The sequence below is a fragment of the Pseudoduganella sp. SL102 genome (assembly GCF_027856995.1).
GTDB lineage: Bacteria > Pseudomonadota > Gammaproteobacteria > Burkholderiales > Burkholderiaceae_D > Rugamonas > Rugamonas albidiflava.
On sequence record NZ_CP115554.1, the window covers coordinates 3707784 to 3732680 of the forward strand.

17 protein-coding genes, 1 tRNA gene and 2 pseudogenes are annotated in these 24897 nt (G+C 65.7%); 12 read left to right on the top strand and 8 right to left on the bottom strand.

What is annotated here, in order from left to right; all coding sequences use genetic code 11:
• Positions 1-87: 87 nt before the first annotated feature.
• The gene (locus OU994_RS15685; RefSeq protein WP_281611542.1) at positions 88-3231 is read left to right on the top strand and encodes a glycoside hydrolase family 2 TIM barrel-domain containing protein; all 3144 of its coding nucleotides are present in this window, start codon (positions 88-90) and stop codon (positions 3229-3231) included.
• Between the two features lie 58 nt (positions 3232-3289).
• On the opposite strand, the gene OU994_RS15690 is transcribed toward OU994_RS15685, so the two are convergent.
• The 3 genes from OU994_RS15690 to OU994_RS15700 all read right to left on the bottom strand — a co-directional run bounded on the left by OU994_RS15690 (position 3290) and on the right by OU994_RS15700 (position 5266).
• Positions 3290-3634: a hypothetical protein gene (locus OU994_RS15690; RefSeq protein WP_131146074.1), complete on the bottom strand. Its 345-nt coding sequence runs from the start codon at positions 3632-3634 to the stop codon at positions 3290-3292.
• A gap of 254 nt (positions 3635-3888) precedes the next feature.
• Positions 3889-4470 (bottom strand): PEP-CTERM sorting domain-containing protein, encoded by a 582-nt coding sequence (locus OU994_RS15695; RefSeq protein ID WP_281611543.1) that lies wholly within the window; start codon positions 4468-4470, stop codon positions 3889-3891.
• Between the two features lie 304 nt (positions 4471-4774).
• Positions 4775-5266 (bottom strand): PEPxxWA-CTERM sorting domain-containing protein, encoded by a 492-nt coding sequence (locus tag OU994_RS15700; protein ID WP_281611544.1) that lies wholly within the window; start codon positions 5264-5266, stop codon positions 4775-4777.
• A 243-nt stretch (positions 5267-5509) separates the two neighbouring features.
• Here OU994_RS15700 and OU994_RS31755 point away from each other — a divergent pair.
• Both OU994_RS31755 and OU994_RS15710 read left to right on the top strand, forming a co-directional pair.
• Positions 5510-5974: pseudogene (locus OU994_RS31755) on the top strand (terminase small subunit).
• Between the two features lie 9 nt (positions 5975-5983).
• Positions 5984-6295, top strand: coding sequence for a hypothetical protein (locus tag OU994_RS15710; protein WP_281611546.1), 312 nt, complete (start codon positions 5984-5986; stop codon positions 6293-6295).
• Between the two features lie 68 nt (positions 6296-6363).
• On the opposite strand, the gene OU994_RS15715 is transcribed toward OU994_RS15710, so the two are convergent.
• Complete coding sequence (locus OU994_RS15715) at positions 6364-6882, bottom strand: PEPxxWA-CTERM sorting domain-containing protein (protein ID WP_281611547.1); 519 nt, start codon at positions 6880-6882, stop codon at positions 6364-6366.
• A 412-nt stretch (positions 6883-7294) separates the two neighbouring features.
• Between OU994_RS15715 and OU994_RS15720 the strand changes: the two genes are divergently transcribed.
• Positions 7295-7612 (top strand): hypothetical protein, encoded by a 318-nt coding sequence (locus OU994_RS15720; protein WP_281611548.1) that lies wholly within the window; start codon positions 7295-7297, stop codon positions 7610-7612.
• A gap of 146 nt (positions 7613-7758) precedes the next feature.
• Here the strand turns inward: OU994_RS15720 and OU994_RS15725 are convergent.
• Positions 7759-7845, bottom strand: a tRNA-Leu gene (locus tag OU994_RS15725).
• Between the two features lie 167 nt (positions 7846-8012).
• Here OU994_RS15725 and OU994_RS15730 point away from each other — a divergent pair.
• The 3 genes and pseudogenes from OU994_RS15730 to OU994_RS15740 all read left to right on the top strand — a co-directional run bounded on the left by OU994_RS15730 (position 8013) and on the right by OU994_RS15740 (position 12737).
• A pseudogene (locus OU994_RS15730) lies at positions 8013-8862 on the top strand (hypothetical protein).
• 87 nt (positions 8863-8949) lie between these two features.
• Entirely contained in the window at positions 8950-11145 is a 2196-nt protein-coding gene (locus tag OU994_RS15735) for a penicillin acylase family protein (protein WP_281611549.1), read from the top strand.
• Positions 11146-11366: 221 nt separating this feature from the next.
• Complete coding sequence (locus OU994_RS15740) at positions 11367-12737, top strand: hypothetical protein (RefSeq protein WP_281611550.1); 1371 nt, start codon at positions 11367-11369, stop codon at positions 12735-12737.
• Positions 12738-12772: 35 nt separating this feature from the next.
• Here the strand turns inward: OU994_RS15740 and OU994_RS15745 are convergent, their stop codons facing one another.
• Together OU994_RS15745 and OU994_RS15750 are read right to left on the bottom strand one after the other, a co-directional pair.
• Positions 12773-14026 (bottom strand): PLP-dependent aspartate aminotransferase family protein, encoded by a 1254-nt coding sequence (locus tag OU994_RS15745; RefSeq protein ID WP_281611551.1) that lies wholly within the window; start codon positions 14024-14026, stop codon positions 12773-12775.
• A complete protein-coding gene (locus tag OU994_RS15750) occupies positions 14023-15411 on the bottom strand; it encodes a cystathionine beta-synthase (protein ID WP_281606613.1) in 1389 nt (462 codons plus the stop codon). The genes OU994_RS15745 and OU994_RS15750 overlap by 4 nt, the downstream gene beginning before the upstream one ends.
• 233 nt (positions 15412-15644) lie before the next feature.
• Between OU994_RS15750 and OU994_RS15755 the strand changes: the two genes are divergently transcribed.
• The 5 genes from OU994_RS15755 (at position 15645) to OU994_RS15775 (ending at position 23029) form a co-directional block, all read left to right on the top strand.
• On the top strand, positions 15645-16199 hold the full coding sequence (locus OU994_RS15755; RefSeq protein ID WP_281606614.1) for a thymidine kinase: 555 nt from the start codon (positions 15645-15647) through the stop codon (positions 16197-16199).
• Positions 16200-16411: 212 nt separating this feature from the next.
• Positions 16412-18655, top strand: a complete 2244-nt coding sequence (locus OU994_RS15760) for a carboxy terminal-processing peptidase (protein WP_281606615.1) — start codon at positions 16412-16414, stop codon at positions 18653-18655.
• Between the two features lie 689 nt (positions 18656-19344).
• Complete coding sequence (locus OU994_RS15765; RefSeq protein ID WP_281606616.1) at positions 19345-19836, top strand: (2Fe-2S)-binding protein; 492 nt, start codon at positions 19345-19347, stop codon at positions 19834-19836.
• Positions 19833-20843, top strand: coding sequence for a xanthine dehydrogenase family protein subunit M (locus OU994_RS15770; RefSeq protein ID WP_281606617.1), 1011 nt, complete (start codon positions 19833-19835; stop codon positions 20841-20843). Before OU994_RS15765 ends, OU994_RS15770 begins: the two co-directional genes overlap by 4 nt.
• Positions 20840-23029: a xanthine dehydrogenase family protein molybdopterin-binding subunit gene (locus OU994_RS15775; protein WP_281606618.1), complete on the top strand. Its 2190-nt coding sequence runs from the start codon at positions 20840-20842 to the stop codon at positions 23027-23029. The genes OU994_RS15770 and OU994_RS15775 overlap by 4 nt, the downstream gene beginning before the upstream one ends.
• A gap of 176 nt (positions 23030-23205) precedes the next feature.
• Here the strand turns inward: OU994_RS15775 and OU994_RS15780 are convergent, their stop codons facing one another.
• Entirely contained in the window at positions 23206-24843 is a 1638-nt protein-coding gene (locus tag OU994_RS15780; RefSeq protein ID WP_281606619.1) for a catalase, read from the bottom strand.
• Between the last annotated feature and the right edge of the window lie 54 nt (positions 24844-24897).

Genomic DNA, 24897 nt, shown 5'->3' on the forward strand with positions numbered 1-24897 from the left:
GCATGATGTTGAGCGAATGGGCCGGAACGCTGACTTGGCGCGACGATGGGGATATGCTGGCGCGGTGCCAACTTTCATTGCCATCCCATGCCCACGCCCATCCCCGCTTCGGCGCAGTTCATCCCCGCTTCGGCCCGGCCGGCGGTCGCCGCCCTCCTGCTGGCTTCCGCCGGCGCCGTGCTGGCCGCCGCCCCCGTTACCGAGCAGCGCTACCTGTCCGGCACCGGGCCGTCCAGCGCCGTGCCGTGGGAATTCAAGGTGTCGGATGGCCGGCGCGCCGGCGCCTGGAGCACCATCCCCGTGCCGTCGAACTGGGAACTGGAAGGATTCGGCGGCTACGACTACGGCGAGGGCGACAAGCGCCACGTGGAACAGGGCCAGTACCGCGTGAAGTTCGCCGTGCCGCCGGCCTGGAAGGGGCGCGCCATCAGGCTGGTGTTCGAAGGGGTGATGACGGAAGCCACCGTGCGCGTGAACGGGGTGCAAGCCGGGGCGCCGCACGTGGGCGGCTTCTACCGCTTCAGCTACGACATCACGGCGGCGGTGAAGCACGGGGACAGCGCGGACAATGTGCTGGAAGTCGATGTCAGCAAGAAGGCAGCCGACCCGCTGACGGACAAGGCGGAACGGCGCGGCGACTACTGGGTCTTCGGCGGCATCTTCCGCCCCGTATGGCTGGAGGCGGCGCCGGCGCGGTCGATCGCGCATGCCGCCATCGATGCGCGGGCGGATGGCAGTCTGGCCGCGCTGGTGACGCTGGCCGGCCCGGCGGCCGGCACCACGGTGGAAGCGCAGGTGCTCGACGCGGCAGGCAAGCCCGTCGGGCGCCCGGTCAGTAGCGCGGTCGGTGAACCGGCCGTTGCCGGCACGCCCCTGAAGGTGAATCTCGCCGTCGCCAGGCCGCGCCTGTGGTCGGCGGAGACCCCGCACCTGTATTCGCTCCGGCTGACCTTGCGCCAGGGCGGCAAGGCCCTGCACACGACGACCGAACGCTTCGGCTTCCGCACGTTCGAGGTGCGCAAGGGCGACGGCCTGTACCTGAACGGCCGCAAGATCGTGATCAAGGGCGTCAACCGGCACAGTTTCCGGCCTGCGACGGGCCGCGCCCTCGACCCGGAAGACAACTACGCCGATGCGCGGCTGATCAAGTCGATGAACATGAACACGGCGCGCATGTCGCATTACCCGCCCGACCCGGCTTTCCTGCGCGCGGCCGACGAGCTGGGGCTGTACGTGATCGATGAACTGTCCGGCTGGCAGGCCGCGCACGGCACGGAGATCGGCCGCAAGCTGGTGGCCGAAATGGTGCCGCGCGACGTGAACCATCCCAGCATCCTGTTCTGGGCCAACGGCAACGAGGGCGGCTTCAACTTCGACCTGGACGGCGAATACCACAGGTATGACCCGCAGAAGCGCCCGGTGATCCACCCGTGGGCCATCTTCGGCGATATCGACACCAAGCACTATCCGAACTGGCAGCTGCTGAACGAGCGCCTGCGCGGGCCGAACCTGTTCCTGCCGACCGAGTTCCTGCACGCGCTGTACGACGGTGGCGGCGCGGCGAGCCTGGACGACTACTGGAACGCGATGATGGCGTCGCCGGTGGGCGTGGGCGGCGTGATCTGGGCCCTGAACGACGAAGGCGTGGTGCGCACCGACCAGGGCAACCGTGTCGACCCGTACGGCACCTATGGGCCGGACGGCATCGTCGGTCCGGCCCATGAGAAGGAGGGCAGCTACCACGCGGTGCGCCACATCTGGTCGCCCGTGCGGCTGACCAGTGCCGTGCTCGACCAGCGCTTCGATGGCAGGCTGGAAGTGGACAACCGGTATGACTTCCACAATCTCGACCAGGTGCGCTTCGCGTGGCGGCTGGTGCGCTATCCCGGCCCGTCGGCGGCGGGGGCCGAGCCGCGCGTGCTGGCGAAGGGCGAGGTCGCCGGGCCACGGGTCGCGGCACGCCGCCGCGGCGTGCTGGACCTGCGCCTGCCGGCGAACTGGCGCAGCCACGCCGCCGACGCGCTGGAGGTGACAGCGCGCGGTCCAGATGGCGGCCAGCTGTGGACGTGGAGTTATCCGGTACCGGACCTGGCCGCCCGCGCCCTGCAGGCGGGCGAGGCGCTCGGCGCGCCGCGTGTCGAACAAGGTGATGGGACAGTCCGGCTCGTGGCCGGCAACGTCAGCGCGGACTTCGATGCCGGCGGCCAGTTGCGGGCATTGCGCAACGGCGAGCGGGTATCGGCGCTGGCCAACGGCCCCCGGCTGGCGTTTGCCCGGCCGGCCAGGGATGCGGCGGTCGAGTGGCTGCCATTCGCCAGCGAAGAGCCCGGCAGCGGGATCCGGCGCCTGGCCAGCCCACTGGTTGCCAGCGTGCTGGAGCTGATTCCCGACATGGACAAGAAGACGGCCTATGCGCGCTTCAAGGTGGAGATCAGCGCCGACGGGCAGGTGTGGAAAACCGTGTTCGACGCATCGCGCCGCCGCTCCGATGGGAGCGAGTACCGTTTTCCGCCGCAGCCCGTGCTGGCGGTGCGGGTGTCGAAACCGGTGGACGAACATGGCCAGCCGCTGGCGTTCAGCAGCGTGCGCCTGGGGCATGCCGCGCAGCGCTTCCCCTCGGTGGCCGCAAGCGGCGCCAGCATCACCAGCGGCACGGATGCCCAGGGCACTGCGTGGCTGGAGGCGCGCAACAGTGGGGGGCTGGACAGCACGCGCTGGACGCTGCGGGCCGACGGCACCCTGCGGCTGGACTATGCCTACCGGCTCGAGGGCACGGTGCAGTACCACGGCGTGACCTTCGACCATGCCGAAACGGCGCTGCGCTCGGGGCGCTGGCTGGGGCAGGGCCCGTACCGGGTGTGGAAAAACCGGCTGCACGGCACCTGGCTGGGCGTGCACGAGCTGGCACGTTTCGACCAGCAGCCGGGCGAAACCTTCCGCTACCCCGAATCGCAGGGTTTCTTCGCCGGCGTGCGCTGGGCGCAGCTGGCCACGCAGCCCGGCGAGCTGCTGGTGAGCGCCGGCCCGCAGGACGGCTACCTGCGCGTGGGCACGCCGCGCATCTCGCATGGGAACACGACGGTGGAGTTCCCCGCCGGCGACCTGTCATGGCTGCATGCCATTCCCGCGATCGGCGAGAAGTTCAGCGGTACCGAGGTGCTGGGACCGGCGGCGGCGTGGCCGGTGGCGCAGGGCGTGTATCAGGGGAGTTTGATGTTCCGGTTCAAATAGACGAACGGATACGCGCGGGATCGGCCCGCGCGGAACTCACCGCTGGAACGCAGGCGGCTTATTCGTCGAACTCTTCGGCCAGGTTCTTCCAGCCGCGGCTCTTGGCGAAGGTGGCGAATTCCTCGGGCGCTTCCAGCACGATCAGCTTGCTTTCCTGCAGGCCGGGGTCGCTGAGCCCGAAGTCGGGGCCCTTGTAGCCCAGCGCCCGCAGGCGCTCGACGATCTGGCGGAGCAGGGCCGCGTCCTTGTGGCCGCCGTCGAGCGGCTTGGCGAAATCGACGTAGACGTCGATGATGCCGTAGCCCTCGTCGAAGATGCGGATGGCCTTCACTTCATGGGTGCGGCCGCTGCTGTCGGCGGCCTGGAACGGGCCGGACAGTTCAATATCGGAATCGGTAGTCATGGGCGAAGCATAGCAGGCGGCGCGCATGGCTGGCGCGTGTTCGGAATCGCCGGGTATATCGACAAGCGATGACGTCGGCTGCCAGCACGCGAATGCCTGCTTCAAGGGCGGCTGGCGTCGGGATACCGCGCTCACTGCGTTCGCGGCGATCAAACCGATGCCGACCTGGTGGCGCCAGCGGTGCCGGCTGGGCAAGGCTATCCGGATTTTGGACCGTCTCGTCTTCTGGCTGATGACGTGAGTTATTTCTTCGGTCAGTGGCCCTGGGACCGGCCGTGCTTGCGGATGGTTGCGACGACAAGGCCGAGGCCGCTGAGCAACATGATCCAGGAAGCTGGTTCCGGCACCGCCGTGATCTGGAATATCGTATCGTCCGTGATGCGGTACTCGTAGCCATCACCGTGGTGAGCAGGCTCCCACGACATGCCATAGGGCGGCGAGAACCCGAACCAATGGTACGAGTCCCCTCTGTCTGAAATTTGATATGCGGCGCTGAAAGCCAGTTCGCCGCCGAGCTCGTACGTAAATCTGGTCAACATGCAATCGGAAGGGCCTACGACGCTGGGTCCGGCTGCCGGACAGCCGACGACGAAATCAGGGTGATAATCAGTCATGCGCAAGCTGGAAATCTCGTCCAGCCTGATCACACTATCGTGATCAATGTCTTCGCCCCGAAACGTGCCGCTGTAGGTGATGTTCGGATACCAGGCAATGAGCTCATCCATCGGGGACAGTTCTGCAAAGCCGGTCCACTGGAACGCATACTCGGTCTCGGCCGCTTGTGCCGTGACAGCGCCGGCGGCCAGTAGCCCGGCCGATAGAATCAGCTTCAACATAGTCCCTCCAATCGTTGAATGATTGCGCCTTCGCATGACAGGCGGGAGAACCGCCCGGACTTACAGCATAGGCTCAAGTCGTGGCGATGCACTCGACAAGAAAGAATTTCGTGATTTTTTGCACTGAGCGATGCGTGCAATGCACCCTGATCGAGGATCACTCGCGTGCGGAGCCGGTCAGCAGGTCAGCCGGCGGCCACGCGATCGACTGACCAACGGCGAGGGACCCCGGAGATGCGCGCCGTTCACGCGGAAGGCGCTTATGGCCATGCCGCCAAGTCAGCGCGCGCCGCTCACTTAGACATTAGCTTTGGCGACGGCGCAGTGCCACTCCGACCAAGCCCAGGCCTGCTAACATCATGCCGTACGTTGCTGGTTCGGGCACGGCCGAAATGGTTAGCGTGTAGCTGCCCGGGCCCATTGCCTCGGTCAGCACATGGGTACCGACCACGAAGTCGAAATCAGCTTCGCTGCCGCTGTAGAGCTGGGGGCCGCTGCTCAGGACCAGGGGCGAGTTGGGTCCGGAATCAACGATAAACAGGCCGCCACCTTGCGAACTGTTTCTGAAATATATGTCGGCAGTGCCCCACGTAGAGTCGGGAAACAAGCCGCCGACGCCGAGGTAGTAAAAGCTCACTCCGGGGTAGACAGCAGTCGGTGCCTTATCGGTATCAAGCTGCCACGTCGCCGAATAGTCGCCGCTTATAGCGAATTGATACAGTTCCGCGTTGGCCGCGTTGGCCCAAAGTAGTGTTGCCGCAGCAGCAGTGCCGCACAAGAGAGGAGTCAGCTTCATTGCAGTCCTTAGAAGTGGTTGGTATGGGTACCACGCAACGGCGTACATGGCCACATGACGTTGTTACATTAGCATGTCTTCAACCGGCTTTGTTCGAAGCGGTTGCATTATTGCCATCGTGATGAGTAGGCCGGGAGGGCAACTGTTAGCAGAGGGGGGGCGGGGCGAAAGTCTGAGCCTTTCGGGCTGGACACCGCATTGTTCCTTACGCGCAGAATTTTTCTCCCTTGGAGGATTTTGTTAATGGCTTTAACAGGCAAAAAGCGGGCCTTCGCCGATGCCGTTTTGGCCGGGCTCTCGAATAAAGACGCGGCAATTGCCGCCGGCTACAGCGCCGCGACGGCGTCGGCCGCGGGATAGCGACTTGTTAAAGACGCGGACGTTGCCGGCTACCTCGCTGAGCGCAAAAAGGAGGTGCGCAAGCGAGCAGCTGGCAAGCCTGCCGCGCCACCGCCGAAGGAACCCGCGCGCGCCGCCATCGACCTGGCTTCCCTGGTGCACTTTTCCGACCCGAAGGCCTTCCTGAAGGCCGTGATGAACGAACCGGCCGTAGAGGTCAAGCAGCGCGTGGACGCCGCCAGGGCGTTGTTGCCGTTCGAGCATCACAAGCTGGTCGAGGGCGGCAAGAAGGGCGCGAAGGATGAGGCGGCGAAGAAGGCGGCCAACAAGTTCGCGGCCACGCCGGCGCCGCTACGCGCAGTGAAGTAAGGGAGTGTCATGGAATGGTCAACCGCATGCCTCGACTGGAAGGAAAGGCTGGTCGAGGGGCGGTCCATCATACCGCCGCCGCTGTTTCCCGACCAGGCCGAGCAGTCGGTCGCGATCTTCAAGCAGCTCAAGATCGTCGACGCGCCTGGCAGCCCGACGTTCGGGGAGGCGTGCGACCAGTGGGTGTTCGACCTGGTCGCCTCGATCTTCGGTGCAGATATGAACCCCGGGCGCCAGATCAGCGTGCAATGCACCCTGATCGAGGATCACTCGCGTGCGGAGCCGGTCAGCACGTCAGCCGGCGGCCACGCGATCGACTGACCAAGGCATCATTCACGCAAACGGTGACACTACTGCGCAGCTATGCTAGCCCGCGCGCCTCACTTTGTTCACTTGACTTGACGACGGCGCAGTGCAGCTCCGACCAGGCCCAAGCCGCCGAGCATCATGGCGTATGTTGCGGGTTCCGGCACGGCGGAAATGGTCAGTGTGAAGTTGGTTGGACCCCCAAAATCGTAGAACATTGTATAAGTACCGGGCTCGAATACTGGATCTGCTTCACTGCCGCTATAGATCTGATCGCCTTCGCCGCGAAGTATTGCGAAACTGCTGTTCCAGCTATCTGTGATAAACATGCCACCGCCTTGCGATTCGTGATAAAAAGTAATATCACCGTACCCCGAAAAGCCGTAAGGATAGCGGCCAGGAACAAAATCGTAGCTAAGGCTCGATCCAGGCGCGATTGAATCTGGGGTCTCATCGGCATCAATCTGCCACTGCCACACGTGGTTAACGCCATCATCACGTTCACTAAGTACGCGGAAGTCGTACACGGTAGCACTGGCTGAGCCAGTGCATAGGAGTATTACTGCAATAGTAGTACTACTCAACACATGTGTCAGTTTCATTGTGGTCCTTTAGAGGTGGTTGATCGGACTGCCCTGCAATAGCATACACAGCACATTGCGTTGTCATATTATCATGCCCTAAACCGGTTTTTTATAATGCGACTGCATTATTGTCATGGTGGCGATAAGGACTGGAAGCCAACTGTTGGCAGGAGGGGGCGGGGCGAAAGTCTGGGGCCTTTCGGGCTGGACACCGCATTGTTCCTCACGCGCAGAATTTTTCTCCCTTGGAGGATTTTGTTAATGGCTTTAACAGGCAAAAGCGGGCCTTCGCCGGTGCCGTTTTGGCCGGGCTCTCGAATAAAGATGCGGCGATTGCCGCAGGCTACAGCGCCGCGACGGCGTCGGCCGCGGGATCGCGACTTGTTAAAGACGCGGACGTTGCCTGCTAGCCTCAGAGCGCAAAAAGGAGGTGCGCAAGCGAGCAGCCGGCAAGCCTGTCGCGCCGCCGCCAAAGGAACCAGCGCGCGCGGCCCTCGACCTGGCGTCCCTGGTGCACTTCTCCGACCCGAAGGCCTTCCTGAAGGCCGCGATGAACGAACGGGCCGCAGAGATCAAGCAACGCGTGGAAGATGACCGGTGCGATCAAAACCGCCGAGCGCAAGCTGGCCGAGGGCGTGATGGTGAAAATCTCTTCGCCTGCCTCACTCCCAGGCACTGGATCTGGACACGCCAGGACACGCCGCTCTTGAGCTGCACCTTCTTGAAGGTCGCCATTCCTTGTTCGTGATTTGTTTGTGAAATGTTCGCGAAGCGTAGCAGGAATCAGTGTTTTTCAGTGGTAAACAGTGCGTCCTGCCGAGTTGGCAAAAGTGCCTTAACTCGTTGATTGACATCGGGAAGTGAGGGAAAGTGAGAGGTGGTGCAGATGGTCAGTGGTGCCCCCGGCCGGAATCGAACCGGCACGCTCTTGCGAGCAACGGATTTTAAGTCCGGTGTGTCTACCAATTTCACCACAGGGGCACAGCCCGCCATTATGACATGTCTGCACGCCAACTTCCAGAGCTGCCGTGCTATCGCGCCGGTCCTTCGCCAAAACAAGTCAGCCTTCCGCCAGCCCGCCCGATTGGTGTAGCATGCTGGACGGCACGCCATCGGCGTGCCGCTTGTTTTTCAAGGAACACGGAATAATGCAAATCCAGATCAATGACATGCTGCGCGCTTACATCGAGCCGCTGACCGAGGCCGAACACGAGGCGCTGGAGCGCAGCCTGCTGGCCGAAGGGTGCCGCGATGCGCTCGTGCTGTGGGGCGACGTACTCGTCGACGGCCATAACCGCTATGCGATCTGCCAGCAGCACGGCATCCCGTTCAAGGTCGTGCAGAACGAGCGCTTCCAGAGCATGGAAGACGTGATGCTGTGGATGATCGACAACCACCTGGGCCGCCGCAGCGTGGGCGATTTCCAGCGCGGCGTGCTGGCCCTTCGCAAGAAGGACATCCTCGCCAAGCGCCTGGAGGAAGACGCCGCGCGCATCAAGGCCGAGGACGCCGCCATCGCGCCGCCGGACCCGGATGCCGACGCATCGGCGGTGCCGAAAGTGCGCACGTCGCGCGAAGACATCGCCCGCGCCGCGCGCCTGTCCAGCAATACCATCTCGCAGATCGAGAAGATCCAGAAGACCGCCACGCCGGAACTGGTGGAGGCTGTTCGTACCGGCACCATCTCGATCAACGCCGCCCACCGTGGCCACGCTGCCCGCCGAAGAGCAGGTAAGCGCGGTGGCCGGCGGGAAGAAATCGTTGCAGCAGGCTGCCAAGGAAGTGCGCGAACAGCGTGCCGCCGCGCGCCCGGTGAAACCGGCCAAGCCGGCGCCATGGGAAGACGGCGGCGAAACGCCGTCGCAGCCGCACCAGCCGCTGACCGAAGTCGAGCATCTGCGCGCCGAAGTGGCGGAGCTGAAGGCGAAGAACGCGGCGCTGCGTGCCGAAAATGCCGAGCTGCGCGAGCGCATCGACCAACTGGTCGACGCTTCCTGAGCCAGCTGGTCGGCGCCTCCTGAGCCGGTTGGCCGGCGCTTCCGGGCTGGCCGGCGACGCATCGTTATCCACCATCGAAAGGTCCGTATGCTGAAAACCGCCGCTGTACTTGGATGCCTGCTCCCCATCACCGTCCTGGCGGCGCCGGCCGACCGGCCAGCCACGAAGCTGGCGCCCGCGGAAGTGCTGCGCCTGCAGGCGCAGGCGAAGCGGGTGACGATCCTGCGCGACAAGTGGGGGATTCCGCACGTGTACGGCAAGACGGATGCGGACGCGGTGTTCGGCATGCTGTACGCGCAGGCCGAGGATGACTTCCGGCGCGTCGAGCGCAATTTCATTACCGCGCTGGGGCGCATGGCCGAGGTGGAGGGCGAAAAAGCGCTGTACGACGACCTGCGGATGAAGCTCTTCATCCGTCCGGACGAGCTGAAGGCGCAGTACCAGGCCAGCCCCGCGTGGCTGAAGACGCTGATGAACGCGTGGGCCGACGGCTTGAACTGGTACCTGCATACGCACCCGCAAGTGCGGCCGCAGCTGCTGACGCGCTTCGAACCGTGGATGGCGCTCAGCTTCTCGGAAGGCAGCATCGGCGGCGATATCGAGGAAGTCGACGTGCCGGCGCTGCAGCGCTTCTATGCAGACATGCCCGTGCTGGCCGGTGCGCCGGCGACCGGGAGTCTCGACCGGGAACCCGGCGGCTCGAACGGCTTCGCCATCGCGCCACACCTCAGCAAGAGCGGCCACGCGCTGCTGATGATCAATCCCCACACCTCGTTCTACTTCCGCCCGGAGATCCACGTGGTCAGCGAGGCGGGGCTGAACGCCTATGGGGCCGTGACGTGGGGCCAGTTCTTCGTCTACCAGGGATTCAATGACCGGCTGGGGTGGATGCATACGTCGGGCGGCGGCGACGTCATCGACGAATTCCTGGAAACCGTCGTCAAGAAGGATGGCAAGTACTGGTACCGGCATGGCAAGGAGCTGCGCCCGGTGAAGGAAGTGGCGATCACGCTGCCGTTCAAGGTACCCGGCGGCATGGCCGAAAAGAAGATCACCGCGTACTTTACGCACCACGGTCCGGTGGTGCGGCGCGAGGGGGACAAGTGGGTGTCCGTGGCCCTGATGAACCAGCCGCTGAAGGCGCTGCAGCAGTCGTACCTGCGCACCCGCGCGCGCGACTACAAGGCGTTCTGGAAGGCGATGGAGTTGCGCACCAACTCGTCGAACAACACCGTGTACGCGGATGCGGACGGCAACATCGCCTACTTCCACGGCAATTTCATCCCGAAACGCGACCCCCGCTTCGATTACACAAAGCCGGTCGATGGCAGCGATCCGGCCACCGACTGGAAGGGTTTGCACAGCGTGGAAGAGACCATCCGGCTGTTCAATCCAAAGAACGGCTGGATCCAGAATACCAACAACTGGCCGTACTCGGCGGCGGGACAGTACAGCCCGCGCCGGCAGGATTATCCGGCGTACATGTCGATGAACCCGGAAAACCCGCGTGGCATCCACGCCGTGCGCGTACTGCAGGACAAGAAAGACTTCACGCTGGAGTCGCTGATCGCCGCCGCCTACGACAGCCAGCTGACGGCCTTCGAGCCACTGCTGCCGCTGCTGGTGCGCGCCTACGACGAATTACCCGCCGGGTCGCCGGACAAGGCCGCGCTGGCGGAGCAGGTCGCCACGCTGCGCGGCTGGGACATGCGCTATGCGCTGGCATCGGTGCCCACCTCGCTCGGCATCTACTGGCTGCAGGATCTCGTGAAAACCCATGGCCCGGCGGCGAAGGAGGCTGGCATCCCCGTGCTGGAATATGCCGAGAACCGGCTCACGCCGGCGCAGCGGCTCGAAGCGCTGGCACGGGCATCGGCCACGCTGGAAAAGGCTTTCGGCACGTGGCGCACGCCGTGGGGCGAGATCAACCGCTTCCAGCGCGTGACGGGCGACATCGTGCAGCCGTTCGACGACAGCAAGCCGAGCATTCCGGTGCCGTACGCCTCGGGCAACTGGGGCGCGCTGGCCGCCTACGGCATGACGTCGCCGCAGACCACGAAGCGCATCTATGGCGAGCGTGGCAACAGCTTCGTGGCGGCCGTCGAGTTCGGGCCGCGGATCCGCGCCAAGAGCATCCTGGCGGGCGGGCAGAGCGGCGACCCCGCCTCGCCGCACTTCAGCGACCAGGCCGAGATGTATGCGCGCGGCGAATTCAAGGACGTGCTGTTCTACAAGGAAGACGTGCTGAAGAACCTGGAACGGCAGTACCACCCGGGGCTGTAGCATTGCCCGAATCCGGCCGGGAAGCGGTGAGAAATGTGGTGACAAGAAATGTGGTGACAAGAAATATGGTGACAGGCTCCATTTAATTTGAAATGTTTCCCGAAAAATGGTGCCTGTCACCGTTTTTGAGTTTGAAATGTTTCAGGAAAAATGGTGCCTGTCACCGTTTCTCGTGGCGGGGGCGGGCGTAGAATCGATCCACCAGCACGGTGGAGGATGCCATGGCCGCAACCGACGACGAGCATGTGCCCGGCCCGGCGCCGGGTGACGGCGAGAAACTCCGGCTCGAGGAATTCATCTTCGTGCGCGAGCTGTACGAAGTCTTCCTGTTGCTCGACCATATTTCCGGCCGCTGGGACAAGGACTTGCGCGCCGAAGCGGGCGCGGATCCGGCGCAGATCATCCGCACGATCTGCGAGATCGGGCTGACACCGGCCGCCGATCCCGGATTGCGCCTGGAGCAGGCGGTGGCGCTGATGCGCGCCAAGGACATGCTCAACACCGTGGCACGCCCGGCCACCGGGCTCTCGGTGGCGTTCACGATCCTGGTGGTCGGCGAGGAAGACCGGCGCAAGAAGATGAACGTGCTGCGCCGGCTGCTGCGCGACGTGTTCTCGCGAACGCCGAAGAAAGCGCCGCCGTCGCCCCACCGCGGGCAGGGCGGCCAGATGTGGGACAAGCCCACGCGCGTCACGCTGGCGCGCTACGCCTACCCGGGCCTGATCGGCGTGGCGATCAATTTCAACCACCGCATGCTGTGGCTCGTGCTGTTCCTGCTGTCGTCGCTGGCGCTGACGTGCGCGCTGTCGTGGCACGTGGCGGCCGGGAACGTGATCCTCGGCCACCTCGATGCGGTGCGCACCCGCACCAGCGAGCTGCGCGCGGAAATCTCCACCGCCGAGCTGAAATACACGGCCGACGAGCGGGCGCGCCTGATGGCGGCCGATGCGAAGGGCAGGCTGGCGCGCGACCCGGAGCCGGTGCGCTTCTGCGCGTTGACGGGGCCGGACGGCAAGCCGCGCTACCGCACCACCGAGGAATACCAGTTCTGCGACCGCGCCGAGGCGCTGCGCGAGGAGCGCCGCGCGGTGCGGCTGAATTTGCGCGAATGGCTGGCGCCGTGGCGCAGCTTCTACAGCATCTTCTACCGCCCCGAGCCGGTCAATACGCGCGATCCGGAAGACGCCAGCGTGCGGCGCCGGGGCACCGAGGAAATGGCGCGCATCGTCACGCTGGTGGTCGGCACATCGTTCCTGCCGCTGGCCTATGGCATGCTGGGCGCCGGCGCCGCCGTGGTGCGGCGGCTGTGGGAGCGGATGCGGGAAAGCCTGCTGTCGCCGCGCGATTCCACGATGGCCTTGCTGCAACTGGCGCTGGGCGGCACGATCGGCGCCTGTATCGGGCTGTTCATCAATCCTTCCGGCGCGGCACCCGGCGAATCGAAAGGCTTGCTGGACGCGTGGGCGCTGTCCGGTTCGGCGCTGTCGTTCATTGCCGGCTTCGGTGTCGAGGGCGTGTTCCAGGCGCTGGAGAACTTCGTCCGGCGCCTGTTCCGTACCGATGAGCCGAAGCGGAGCGGCTCAGGGCACTAGCCCAGCGCAGGAAGGCCGGGTTCAGGGAAGCCCCATCAGATCGCGGCCAGCGCATTGGCGAGGTCGCGGCGCAGGTCGGCCACGTCCTCGATACCCACTGAAAGCCGCACCAGGCCGTCGCCGATGCCCAGTTGCGCGCGCTGCGCGGCGGGGATCGTGGCATGCGTCATCAGCGCCGGGTGCTCGATCAGGCTTTCCACGCCGCCCAGGCTTTCGGCCAGCGCGAACACTTCGCAGCGCTCCAGGAAGCGGCGCGCCCCGGCCAGGTCGGTGGCGAGGTCGATCGAGATGATGCCGCCGAAGCCGTGCATCTGGCGCCGGGCCAGCGCGTGTTGCGGGTGCGAAGCCAGGCCGGGATAAAACACCTTGCGCACGGCCGCCTGGCGTTCCAGCCATTGGGCCAGTTCCAGCGCGCTGGCGCAATGGCGCTCCAGCCGGATCGCCAGCGTCTTCACGCCGCGCAGCGCGAGGAAACTGTCGAACGGGCCCAGGATCGCGCCCACGGAGTTCTGCAGGAAGCCCAGCCCCTCGCGCCAGGCGGCCTGGCGTTCCTCGCCGGCGACGACGGCGATGCCGCCGATGATGTCGGAATGGCCGTTCAGGTACTTGGTGGCCGAGTGCACCACGATGTCGAAGCCGTGTTCCAGCGGGCGCTGCACGATCGGGCTGGCGAAGGTATTGTCGGCCACCGCGATGATGCCCCGCTCGCGGCAGATGCGGGCGATGGCCGCCAGGTCGGCCAGCTTGAGCATCGGGTTGGTCGGCGTCTCCACCCACACCATCCTGGTCTCCGGCCGCAGCACGGCCAGCAGGTTTTCCGGGTTGGTCAGGTCGGCATACGTGAATTCGTGGCCGGCGCTGCGGCGGCGCACCCGTTCGAACAGGCGGAAGCTGCCGCCGTACATGTCGTCCCCGGCGACGATGTGGGAACCGGCGTCCAGCAATTCCAGCACGGTGGAAATCGCCGCCAGGCCGGAGGCGAAGGCATAGCCCTGCGCGCCGCTTTCCAGGTCCGCGACGCAGCGCTCGAACGCCCAGCGCGTAGGGTTGTGCGAGCGGCCGTAGTCGAGCCCCTTGTGCACGCCGGGGCTCTGCTGCACGAAGGTCGAAGTGGCGTAGATGGGCGGCATGATCGCGCCCGTGGAAGGATCGGGCGACTGGCCGGCGTGGATCACCCGGGTGGCCAGCCGCTGGCGTTGTTCACCGCGAGGCTGGTCGTCGTGCCGTGGGTCGTCGCGCGGTTGGTCGTGCTGTTTCTCATTGTCCAGTTGATCGTCGGATTGGCTCATAGCGTCCTGCGCAAGTGGTTGAGGAGGTCGTAGCGGGTGACCAGGCCGTAGAACCGCTGGCTGTCCGCCACCACGGCGGTCAGGCCCCGGTCGAGCGTGCTGCGCAGCGCCTGCACGCTGTCGCCCGGCTGCAGCGTTTCCAGGCGGGACGTCATCGTGTCGCCGACGGGGCTGGCGAAGTGCGCGGCCTGGTTGCCCACCTTCAGCAGCAGGTCCGATTCATCGAGGATGCCCACCAGCCTGCCGTTTTCGATCACGGGCAGCTGCGCCAGGTCGGCCGCGCGCATGCGGTTGAAGGCCACCAGCAGGGTGTCGGTCGGCGCCACGCTGACCACCTCGCCCGCGTCGTAGCGGCGGCCGATCAGGTCGCGCAGGTCGCCGGTGGGCGGCCGCTCGATCAGGCCCTGGTCGAACATCCAGCCATCGTTGTACATCTTCGACAGGTAGCGCGTGCCCGTGTCGCAGACGAAGGTGGCCACGCGCTTCGGTTCGGTCTGCTCGCGGCAGTATTTCAGGGCCGCGGCCAGCAGCGTGCCGGTCGACGAGCCACCCAGGATGCCTTCGGCCCGCACCAGGGCGCGCGCGCAGTCGAAGCTTTCCTGGTCGGTGATCGTGTAGGCCTGTTTCACGCGCGAGAAATCGGCGATGGATGGCACGAAATCCTCGCCGATGCCTTCCACCGCCCACGACCCGCTGGTCGACGGCACGCGCGCGGTGCGCAGGAATTCGGTGAGGATGGAACCCTTGGGATCGGCCAGCACGAAGGCCAGGTCCGGATTGGCCCGGGCGAAATAGCGCGACAGGCCGGTCAGCGTGCCCGACGAGCCGACGCCGACGACGATCGCGTCGAGCTGCTGGCTGCTCTGCTGCCACAGCTCCGGCCCGGTGGTGGTCTCGTGCGCCAGCGGGTTCGCCGGGTTGTTGAACTGGTCCGCATAGAACGCGCCGGGAATGTCGGCGGCCAGCCGGGCGGCCTGGTCCTGGTAATACTCGGGGTGCCCCTTGCCCACGTCGGAGCGGGTGATGTGGATCTCGGCGCCGAGCGCCTTCAGGTGCAGGATCTTCTCTGTGGCCATCTTGTCCGGCACCACCAGCACCACGCGGTAGCCCTTGATGCGGCCGACCAGCGCGAGGCCCAGGCCGGTATTGCCGGCGGTGGCTTCGACGATGACGCCGCCCGGCTGCAAGCGGCCGTCGCGCTCGGCCGCTTCAATCATCGACAGCGCGATGCGGTCCTTGATGGAGCCGCCGGGGTTCTGGGATTCGAGCTTCAGGAACAGCCGGCAGGGGCCGGTGTCCAGGCGGGTGACTTCGACCAGGGGGGTGTTGCCGATCAGCCCATACAGCGCGGGCGTGGCGGCTTCGGGGGAGCTGGTGTTCGGCATGGTCTCTCCTTGTGGGATCGAATGAGCGCGAATGAACGGGTGTCCAGATGAGATGTCCATGAGCCGTGGTGCGGCCGCAGACGGTGCCATGGCAGTATGCGCCGATTCGCGGCCGGGGGCCAGCGCAGCCGGGCCGCGTGGTGGCGGCCCTGCCGGCTATGCACCAGCCGCCGTGCACCGGCCGCTGTGCACTACCCTATAATCCGGGATTCCCTTTTTACAGCAGGTCCGCAGTGGCAAAACTCTATTTTCGTTACTCCGCGATGAACGCGGGCAAATCCACCGCGATGCTCCAGGTCGCCCACAACTATGAGGAGCAGGGCCAGGCGGTGCGGCTGTTTACCGCCGCGATCGACGACCGCTTCGGCGTGGGCAAGATCACTTCACGGCTGGGCTTGCAGCGCGACGTGGAAACCTTCGATGCCTCCACTAATTTCCTGGAGATCGACAAGGTGGCGTGCGTGCTCGTCGACGAGGCGCAATTCCTCACCGTGCCGCAGGTGCAGCAATTGCACCAGCTGGCCCAGGTGAGAGGCGTGCCGGTAATCTGCTATGGCCTGCGCACCGATTTCCGCGGCGAACCCTTCCCGGGCTCGGTCTACCTGCTGGCGCTGGCCGATACGATCGAGGAGCTGAAGAATATCTGCACTTGCGGCAAGAAGGCGACGATGAATATTCGCGTGGACGAGCACGGCCATCGCATCCGCGAAGGCGCGCAGATCGCCATCGGCGGTAACGAGCGCTACCGTCAGGCCTGCGGCCGCTGCTTTTATAGCGGCGGACATTAACCTTTATTCAAATTCCCCGGTAATGGATTTACAAGTTTTTGCAATCCGGTCACTTATTCGCCAATTCGTTGCCAGAACGGTTGGCATTCTTTAATACGCGCTTAAGCGTGAGTGGCGAATCAGCGCCGTGTCTCCTGTAGAATAAGCCGGGAGCGGGCTTGTAATGTATGAGCCTGTCCGCAAATCGTCATTTTAGAATTCGGAGCATGCCGATGAAGAAGCAAATGCTGCTGGCCGCGATGTCGCTGGCTATCCTGTCCGCCTATGGTAATGCCGCGCCCGCCGACAAGGCGGCCGTCGAGCAGCTCAAGCCTGCCGCACAGCAGACCCAGGCTGCCCTGTGGGCGTCCCGCGTGCTGTCCCGCTATCACTACAAGGCGACGCCGCTGGACGATGCGATGTCGGAAAAGATCTACGACCGCTACTTCAAATCGCTGGATGCGGAAAAGCTGTTCTTCGTGCAAGCCGACCTGGACAAATATGCCGGTGCCAAAGGCAAGCTCGACGATGCGATCGTCGGCGAAAACCTGCAGATGCCGTTCGACATCTACAATCTTTACCAGCAGCGCTTCAACGAGCGCATTGCGTATGCCCGCGAATTGCTGAAAACCAAGCCCGATTTCACGCTGGACGAAAGCTACCAGTACGACCGCGAAAAGGCCGAATGGCCGAAGAGCGAGGCCGATGTGAAGGACCTGTGGCGCAAGCGGGTCAAGAATGACTGGCTGCGCCTGAAACTGGCCGGCAAGGACGACAAGGCGATCCGCGACACGCTGGACAAGCGCTATGAAAACTACCTGTCGCGTTCGCGCAAGCTGAACGGCGAGGATGTCTTCCAGATCTTCATGAACGCGTATGCGATGTCGATCGAACCGCACACCAATTACCTGGGCCCGCGCGCTTCCGACAATTTCGACATCCAGATGCGCCTGTCGCTGGAAGGCATCGGCGCCGTGCTGCAGACGCGCGACGAATACACGGTGATCCGGGAGATCGTTACCGGCAGCCCGGCCGGCATGTCCGGCAAGCTGAAGGTGGGCGACAAGATCGTCGGCGTGGCGCAGGGCGAGACCGGCGCCGTCACGGACGTGCTGGGCTGGCGCATCGACGACGTGGTGCAGCAGATCCGCGGCCCGAAGGATTCCAAGGTGCGCCTGCAGGTGCTGCCGGGCGATGCCGGTCCCGATGCGAAGCCGGTGATGATTTCGCTGGTGCGCAAGAAGATCAGCATGGAAGAGCAGTCGGCCAAGAAGTCGATCATGGAAGTGAAGGATGGCGCCGTGAAACGCCGCATCGGCGTGATCTCGCTGCCCACCTTCTACCAGGATTTCGAGGCACGCCGCCGCGGCGACAAGGATTACAAGAGCGCCACGCGCGACGTGGCCCGCCTGCTTGCCGAGCTGAAGAAGGATAAGGTCGACAACGTACTGATCGACCTGCGCAACAACGGCGGCGGTTCGCTGACCGAAGCGGTGGAGCTGACCGGCCTGTTCATCGACAAGGGCCCGGTAGTGCAGCAGCGCAGCGCCGAAGGCCGCGTGGAAGTGGAAAACGACACGCTGCCCGGCCTGGCATGGGATGGTCCGATCGGCGTGCTGATCAACCGCGGCTCGGCATCGGCGTCGGAAATCTTCGCCGCCGCCGTGCAGGATTACGGCCGCGGCATCGTCATCGGCGAACCGAGCTTCGGCAAGGGCACCGTGCAGACGCTGATCAGCCTGGACCGCTTCGCGCAGGACAAGCAGCGCCTGGGCGAACTGAAGATGACGGTGGCGCAGTTCTTCCGCATCAACGGCGGCACCACGCAGCTGCGCGGCGTCACGCCGGACATCAAGCTGCCGCAGCTGACCGATGCCGAGAACTTCGGCGAGTCGAGCTACGACAATGCGCTGCCGTACACGGTGATCAAGCCGGCCGTCTACATCCCGGCCGGCGAGGTGAAGGACATCGTTCCGCTGCTGGCCAAGAAGCATGAGGCACGGGTGGCGAAGGACAAGGACTTCCAGTTCCTCGTCGAGGACGTCAACTACGTGAAGCAGCAGCGCAAGGACAACCTGATCTCGCTGAACGAGAAGGAGCGCCGCAAGGAACGCGACGAGCAGGAAGCGCGCGCCAAGCAGCGCGATGCCCGCCTGGCCGCCGCGCCGTCCGCGGACGATCCGATCCTGGTGCCCGATCCGAAGGAAGCGGCCAAGAACGCCGTCGCCGCCAAGCCGGCCGGCGCCAAGCAGGCCAAGCAGGCTGCCGCCGCCGTGAAGGGCGTCAGCCGCACCGACGATGGCCTGCAGGGCGACGAACGCTCGCTGAGCGCCGAACTGGAAGCGGAAAAGGCCGCCAAGAACGCCAAGGACGTGCTGCTGCTGGAAGCGGTGCATATCATGGCCGATGAAGTGAGCCTGCTGAAAACCGATACCCGTCTCGCTTCGCGCGTGCTGCCGTACGCGCCGGACCGCTGATCATTCCTGGCAGGGATGACTCCTGGGGAGCCTTCGGGCTCCCCTTTTTTTCGCCGGCATTTCATTGCCGACATGCGATTGCCGGCACCGTGCTCCGCCGCGCTTCGATCAGATCGCTGACTATTTGCAGTTATGGGGCCTGCCTATAACTAGTATCACTACAAACGCGTTGCGCGATATGGCGCGCCGCAGCATAATTGAACCGTCTCCTCTATTCTCCTCCAAGGAAATAGACTTCAGCCCGCCAGCTTGGCGGGCTTTTTTTTTGCTCGTTGTGGAGTGCGCCGGGCACCGTTTCCTTCGCGTATTCGTGGCGACATTGCCATGAAAGCGCATAGATTTACCCCTACAGCGAAAGGCCGGGGTCAGGAAGGAGTACCGGCATGCATGCCGGTACCGCTACGCAGGCGAGGAGCGGTGCTCCTCGAAACCCCTGCTCTGCCCCGCCGGGGTGTAGCAGGGGTTTCGCGAAGCCTGCTTCGCGCCTGCGGAACGATGCTGGCATACATGCCAGCATTCCTCCCTGACCCCTGAATTTGCCGTTGGGGTGGCCTAACTCAACAGCGCGAGGTGCCGCCGCAGTTACTTCTGCAAACATTGCTGGGAAGGCAATCGTGCGCCGCCCGGGGGCGTTTTTGCGTGTAGTCGAGTTTCAGCAGCCTGGGTCGCCGGGCGGAAAGGACTCTCCCATGCAAGCAGTCAAGCCGGCCCGGCCGACGGGACCCGCGATCGTCGTCAATGGCGTGGAGCACCACATGAACGTGGACGTGCGCACCACGCTGCTCGATTACCTGCGCGACCACCTGCACCTGACGGGCGCCAAGAAGGGCTGCGACCATGGCCAGTGCGGCGCCTGCACGGTGCACCTGAACGGCCGGCGCATCAATGCCTGCCTGGCGCTCGCGCTGGCGCACGAGGGCGATGAAGTCACCACCATCGAGGGCCTGGGGTCGCCCGAACGCCTGCACCCGATGCAGGCCGCCTTCGTGCAGCACGACGGCTACCAGTGCGGCTACTGCACGGCCGGCCAGATCATGTCCGCCGTGGCGCTGCTGGAGGAACCGTGCGGCGGCGGCGATGCGGCGATCCGCGAATGCATGAGCGGCAACCTGTGCCGCTGCGGCGCGTATGCCAGCATCGTCGCGGCGATCCGGCAGGTGCGCGGGGAGGGCGGCGAATGAGGCCCTTCGAACTGCGCCGCGCCGCCAGCGTGGACGACGCGGTGCTGCTGGGCGCCGCCTCGCCGACCGCGCAGCAGGGCGCCACCGTGCGCTACCTGGCCGGCGGCACGACCCTGCTGGACCTGATGAAGCTGGACGTCGAGCATCCCGCCCACGTGGTGCGGATCGGGCACCTGGGACTGGACCGCATCGAGACGGCGCCGGACGGCGGCCTGTCGATCGGCGCCACGGTGCGCAACAGCGACCTCGGGCACGACGAGCGGGTGCGGCGCGGTTATCCGGTGTTGTCGCAGGCGCTGCTGTCGGGCGCGTCCGGCCAGTTGCGCAACATGGCGACCACGGCGGGCAACCTGCTGCAGCGCACCCGCTGCGTGTACTTCCGCGACCCGCACATGGCGTGCAACAAGCGCGCGCCGGGCAGCGGCTGCGATGCCATGGAAGGCTATCACCGCAACCTGGCGCTGCTCGGCACCAGCGAGCATTGCATCGCTTCCAATCCCTCGGACATGAACGTGGCGCTGGTGGTGCTGGAGGCGCGCATCCACGTGGCCGGCCTGCATGGCGCGCGCCAGATCCCGATCGCCAATTTCCACCTGCTGCCGCGCGATACCCCGCACATCGAGACCCCGCTCGCGGCCGGCGACCTGATTACACACGTGACGCTGCCGCCGCTGCCGCCGGGCACCCGCTCGGGCTACCTGAAGCTGCGCGACCGGGCATCGTATGAATTCGCGCTGGCCTCCTGCGCCATCGTGCTGCGGCTGGACGGCGGCAAGGTGGACGAGATCCGCATCGGGCTGGGCGGCGTGGCCACGCGGCCGTGGCGCGCCGTGCAGGCGGAACACATGCTGGTTGGCCAGCCGCTCACGGCGGCCGCGATCAAGGCCGCCGCCGCGGTGGCGATGCAGGATGCCGTGCCGCGGCCCGGCAATGCGTTCAAGGTGGAGCTGGCGCGGCGCTGCATCGTCGAGGCGATCGGCAACCTGGCCGGGGAGGAACTGCGATGAGCGCGGACATCATCGGCGCGGCATCGCCGCAGGACATCATCGGCGCGGCGCTGCCACGCGTTGAAGGGCCGCTGAAGGTCAGCGGCCACGCCCGCTACACGGCCGACCACCATTTCCCGGACATGCTGGTGGCCGTGCCGGTGTGCGCCACCATCGCCGTGGGCACCGTGCGCCATATCGACTGCAACGCGGCGCGGGCGCTGCCCGGCGTGCGCGCCATCCTCACGCCTGAGAACATCGGCCACATCGCCCGCCTGCCGGAAAAGAGCCGGCTGAAGATCGATGAGACGGTGCCGCCGCTGCAGGACGATGAGGTGCGCTACTACGGCCAGTTCGTGGCACTGGTGCTGGCCGACACGTTCGAGGCGGCGCGCGACGGTGCCCGGGCCGTGCAGGTGGACTATGCAGCTTCCATGCCGGACGTGCGCATGGAGATGGCCCCGGACGACGAGCCCGAGGTCGTCACGGAGCGGGGCGACCCGGAGGCCGCATACGAGCAGGCTGCCGCACAGGTCGATGAAACCTACCGCACGCCGGTCGAAACGCACAATCCGATGGAATTGCACGCCACCGTCGCCCGCTGGGAAGGCGACCGGCTGACGGTCCATGAAACCACGCAGGCCGTCGTCAACCACCGCGGCGTGCTGGCCGCCATGCTGCAGGTGCCGGAAGAGCGCGTGCGCGTCGTCACGTCATACCTGGGCGGCGGCTTCGGCGGCAAGCTGTGGCCCTGGACCCATTCGCTGCTGGCGGCGCAGGCGGCGCGGGTGGCGGGACGGCCCGTCAAGCTGGTCGTCACGCGGCAGATGATGTTCCGTAACGTTGGCCACCGCACCAATACGCAGCAGCGCATGCGGCTTGCCGCCGGCGCGGATGGGCGGCTGCTCTCGCTGCGCCAGGATTTCCTGTACCACGACTCGCGGGCCGGCGTTTCCGAGGAATCGTGCGGCGAGGCGACCGGCTACCTCTATTCCACGCCGAACCTGCGCGTGACGGGGGCATCGTGCCGCCGCGATCTCGGCGTGAACACGGCGATGCGCGGACCCGGCGTGGTGCCCGGCATGTACGCGGTGGAATCGGCGATGAACGACCTGGCCGACCGGCTGGGCATGGACCCGCTGGCGCTGCGGCTGCTGAACGACACGGCGCGCGACGAATCGAAGGACGTGCCGTTCTCGTCGCGGCACCTGAAGGAATGCCTGGAGCTGGGCGCCCGGCGCTTCGGCTGGGAGCGCCGCGGTCCGGGCATCGGCGCAATGAGCGACGGGGCTACGATCCTTGGCTGGGGCATGGCCAGCGCCACGTGGCCGGGCATGCGGACCAGGGCGCAGGTGTCGATCAGCCTGCACGACGACGGCACCGTGCGGGTGCGCTCGGCCACGCAGGACATCGGCACCGGGACGTACACGGTGCTGGCGCAGATGGCCGCGCACGAGACGGGCGTCGACATCGCGCGGGTCAAGGTGGAGATCGGCGATACCGACTTCCCGGCCGGGCCGGTGTCCGGCGGTTCGATGGCCACCGCGTCGCTGGTGCCGGCCGTGGCGATGGCGGCGCGCCATGCGATCCGGCAGCTGCTCGACGTGGCGGCCCGCCTGGACCCGGATGGCGAGCCGGCATTCGAAGGCGGGCGGGTGATGCCCGCCGGGCTCGCGTTCGGCGAGGTCCTGCGGCGTGCCGCTGTCGAGGTTGTGGAGGGGCAGGGCATCTCGAAGGGCAGCTCGGCCGACCCGCAGGCCAAGGCCGTGTCGATACGGTCGTTCGGCGCCCATTTCGTGGAAGTGGGCTGGCAGCCGTCCATCGCGCGCCTGGCCGTGCGGCGGGTGGTTTCCGTGATCGACGGCGGCAGGATCGTCAACGCCCGCACCGCGCGCAACCAGATCGAGGGCGCCGTGCACATGGGCGTGGGCATGGCGCTGTTCGAGGAAACGCATTACGACCCCCGCTACGGCGCGCCCGTGAACGGCAACCTGGCCGACTACCTGATGGTCACGCACGCGGATGCGCCCGACGTCGACGTGACGTTCCTCGATTATCCCGACACCGCGCTGAACGAGTACGGTGCGCGCGGCGTGGGCGAGATCGGGCTGGTCGGCGTGGCGCCGGCGATCACCGCCGCCGTCTACCACGCCACGGGCAAGCGCATCCGCTCGCTGCCGGTGAAGATCGAGGATTTGCTGGAATAGGTTTCCGGGACAGGGGCGGACACGAGCAGAGTGCTGTCGCCGATGTACTGAAATCTAGATATCGCATGCCTGCACCCCAACGGCAAGCGCTGGGGTCTGACCCGTCGGGTCAGACCCCAGATTTTGCACCTGGGGTTGGCTTATCGAAACGGCATTTTAGCCGCCCCCTCGGCATCCTACTTCGCCGGCGCCTCCTCCCGCGCACTTTCTTCCGGTTCGCCATCCGTATAGGTCGGCACCGGCCGGTGCTGGTTGGGCGCCGGCTTGCCGGCCAGCGGCGGCAGGGCGCGGGCCCGCTCCAGGTCGATGCCGGCGGCTTCGGCCACGCGGCGGCCATAGTCCGCGTCGCAGTGCCAGAAGTGCCACACCATGCGCAGCGCGATCGGCTCGGGGCACTGGCGCAGGTCGTCGCCCAGGTTCTTCACCAGTTCGTCGCGTTCCCAGTCCTCGAAGGTGCGCCAGCGCTCGCCCGCCTGGCGGTAATCGTCCAGCGTGCGGCTGGTCTGGTAGCGGCCCAGGTGCCCTTCGACCCATTGCCGGTATTCCCTGGCGGGCCGGGGCGCTTCCTGGAGGCCGCCCATGCTGCTGGGTTCATAGTTGATGTGCCGGTCGAGTTTGCCGCCGTTGCCCGCATCGTCGACGTAGTACGCCATCTGCGCGTCGCGCTGGTTGGTGCGGGGCCTGGCCGCTTCCTGCGGCGCATTGATGGGCAGCTGGAGGTAGTTCGGCCCCACGCGGTAGCGCTGGGTATCGGAGTAGGACAGGGTACGGCCCTGCAGCATCTTGTCGTCCGAAAAATCGACGCCGTCCACCAGCACGCCGGTGCCGAAGGCCGACTGCTCGGTTTCCGCGAACACGTTGTCCGGATTCCGGTCCAGCACCATGCGGCCCAGCGGCAGCAGCGGGAACTGGTCTTCCGGCCAGCGCTTGGTATCGTCCAGCGGGTCGAAGTCGAGTTCTGGATGGTCGTCGTCGCTCATGAGCTGCACGCAGAATTCCCACTCGGGGAAGTCGCCGCGCTCGATGGCTTCGTACAGGTCCCTGGTGGCATGCCCGGTGTCGTTTGCCTGGATCTCGGCGGCCTGCGCGGCGGTGAGGTTGCGCACGCCCTGTTTCGGCACCCAGTGGAATTTGACCAGGTGGGCGACGCCTTCGTCGTTGACCAGCTTGTAGGTGTTCACGCCCGAGCCTTCCATCTCGCGGTAACTGGCGGGAATACCCCACGGGCTTTTCACCCAGGTGACCATGTGCAGCGCTTCCGGCGAGTTGGAGACGAAATCGTAGAAGCGCCACGGCTCCTGGCGGTTGGTCACGGGGTCCGGCTTGAAGGCGTGGATCATGTCCGGGAACTTGACGGCGTCGCGGATGAAGAAGATCTTGAGGTTGTTGCCGACCAGGTCCCAGTTGCCGTCGACGGTCTTCAGCTTGACGGCGAAGCCGCGCGGATCGCGCGCCGTTTCCGGCGAATCCTTGCCGCCGATCACGGTGGAAAAACGCACGAACACGGGGGTGCGCACGCCGGTTTCCGTGAGCACGCGGGCGCGCGTGTACCGGGCGGCCGGCTCGTCGCCGATCTTGCCGTAGGCTTCGAAGTAACCGTGCGCGCCGGTGCCGCGCGCGTGCACCACGCGCTCCGGAATGCGTTCGCGGTCGAAGTGCGTGATCTTTTCGATGAACTGGTAATTCTCCAGCGTGGCCGGGCCGCGTTCGCCGACCGAGCGCAGCGCCTGGTTGTCGCGCACGGGGTGTCCCTGGCGGGTGGTGAGGATGGGGCGCTCGCTGCCGGCTCCCTCTGAAGTTGGCTTGCTGCTCATGGCTTTCCTTTCAGTGTGATTGACTGTGCGGGGCGCCCACATGCTACCTTCGGC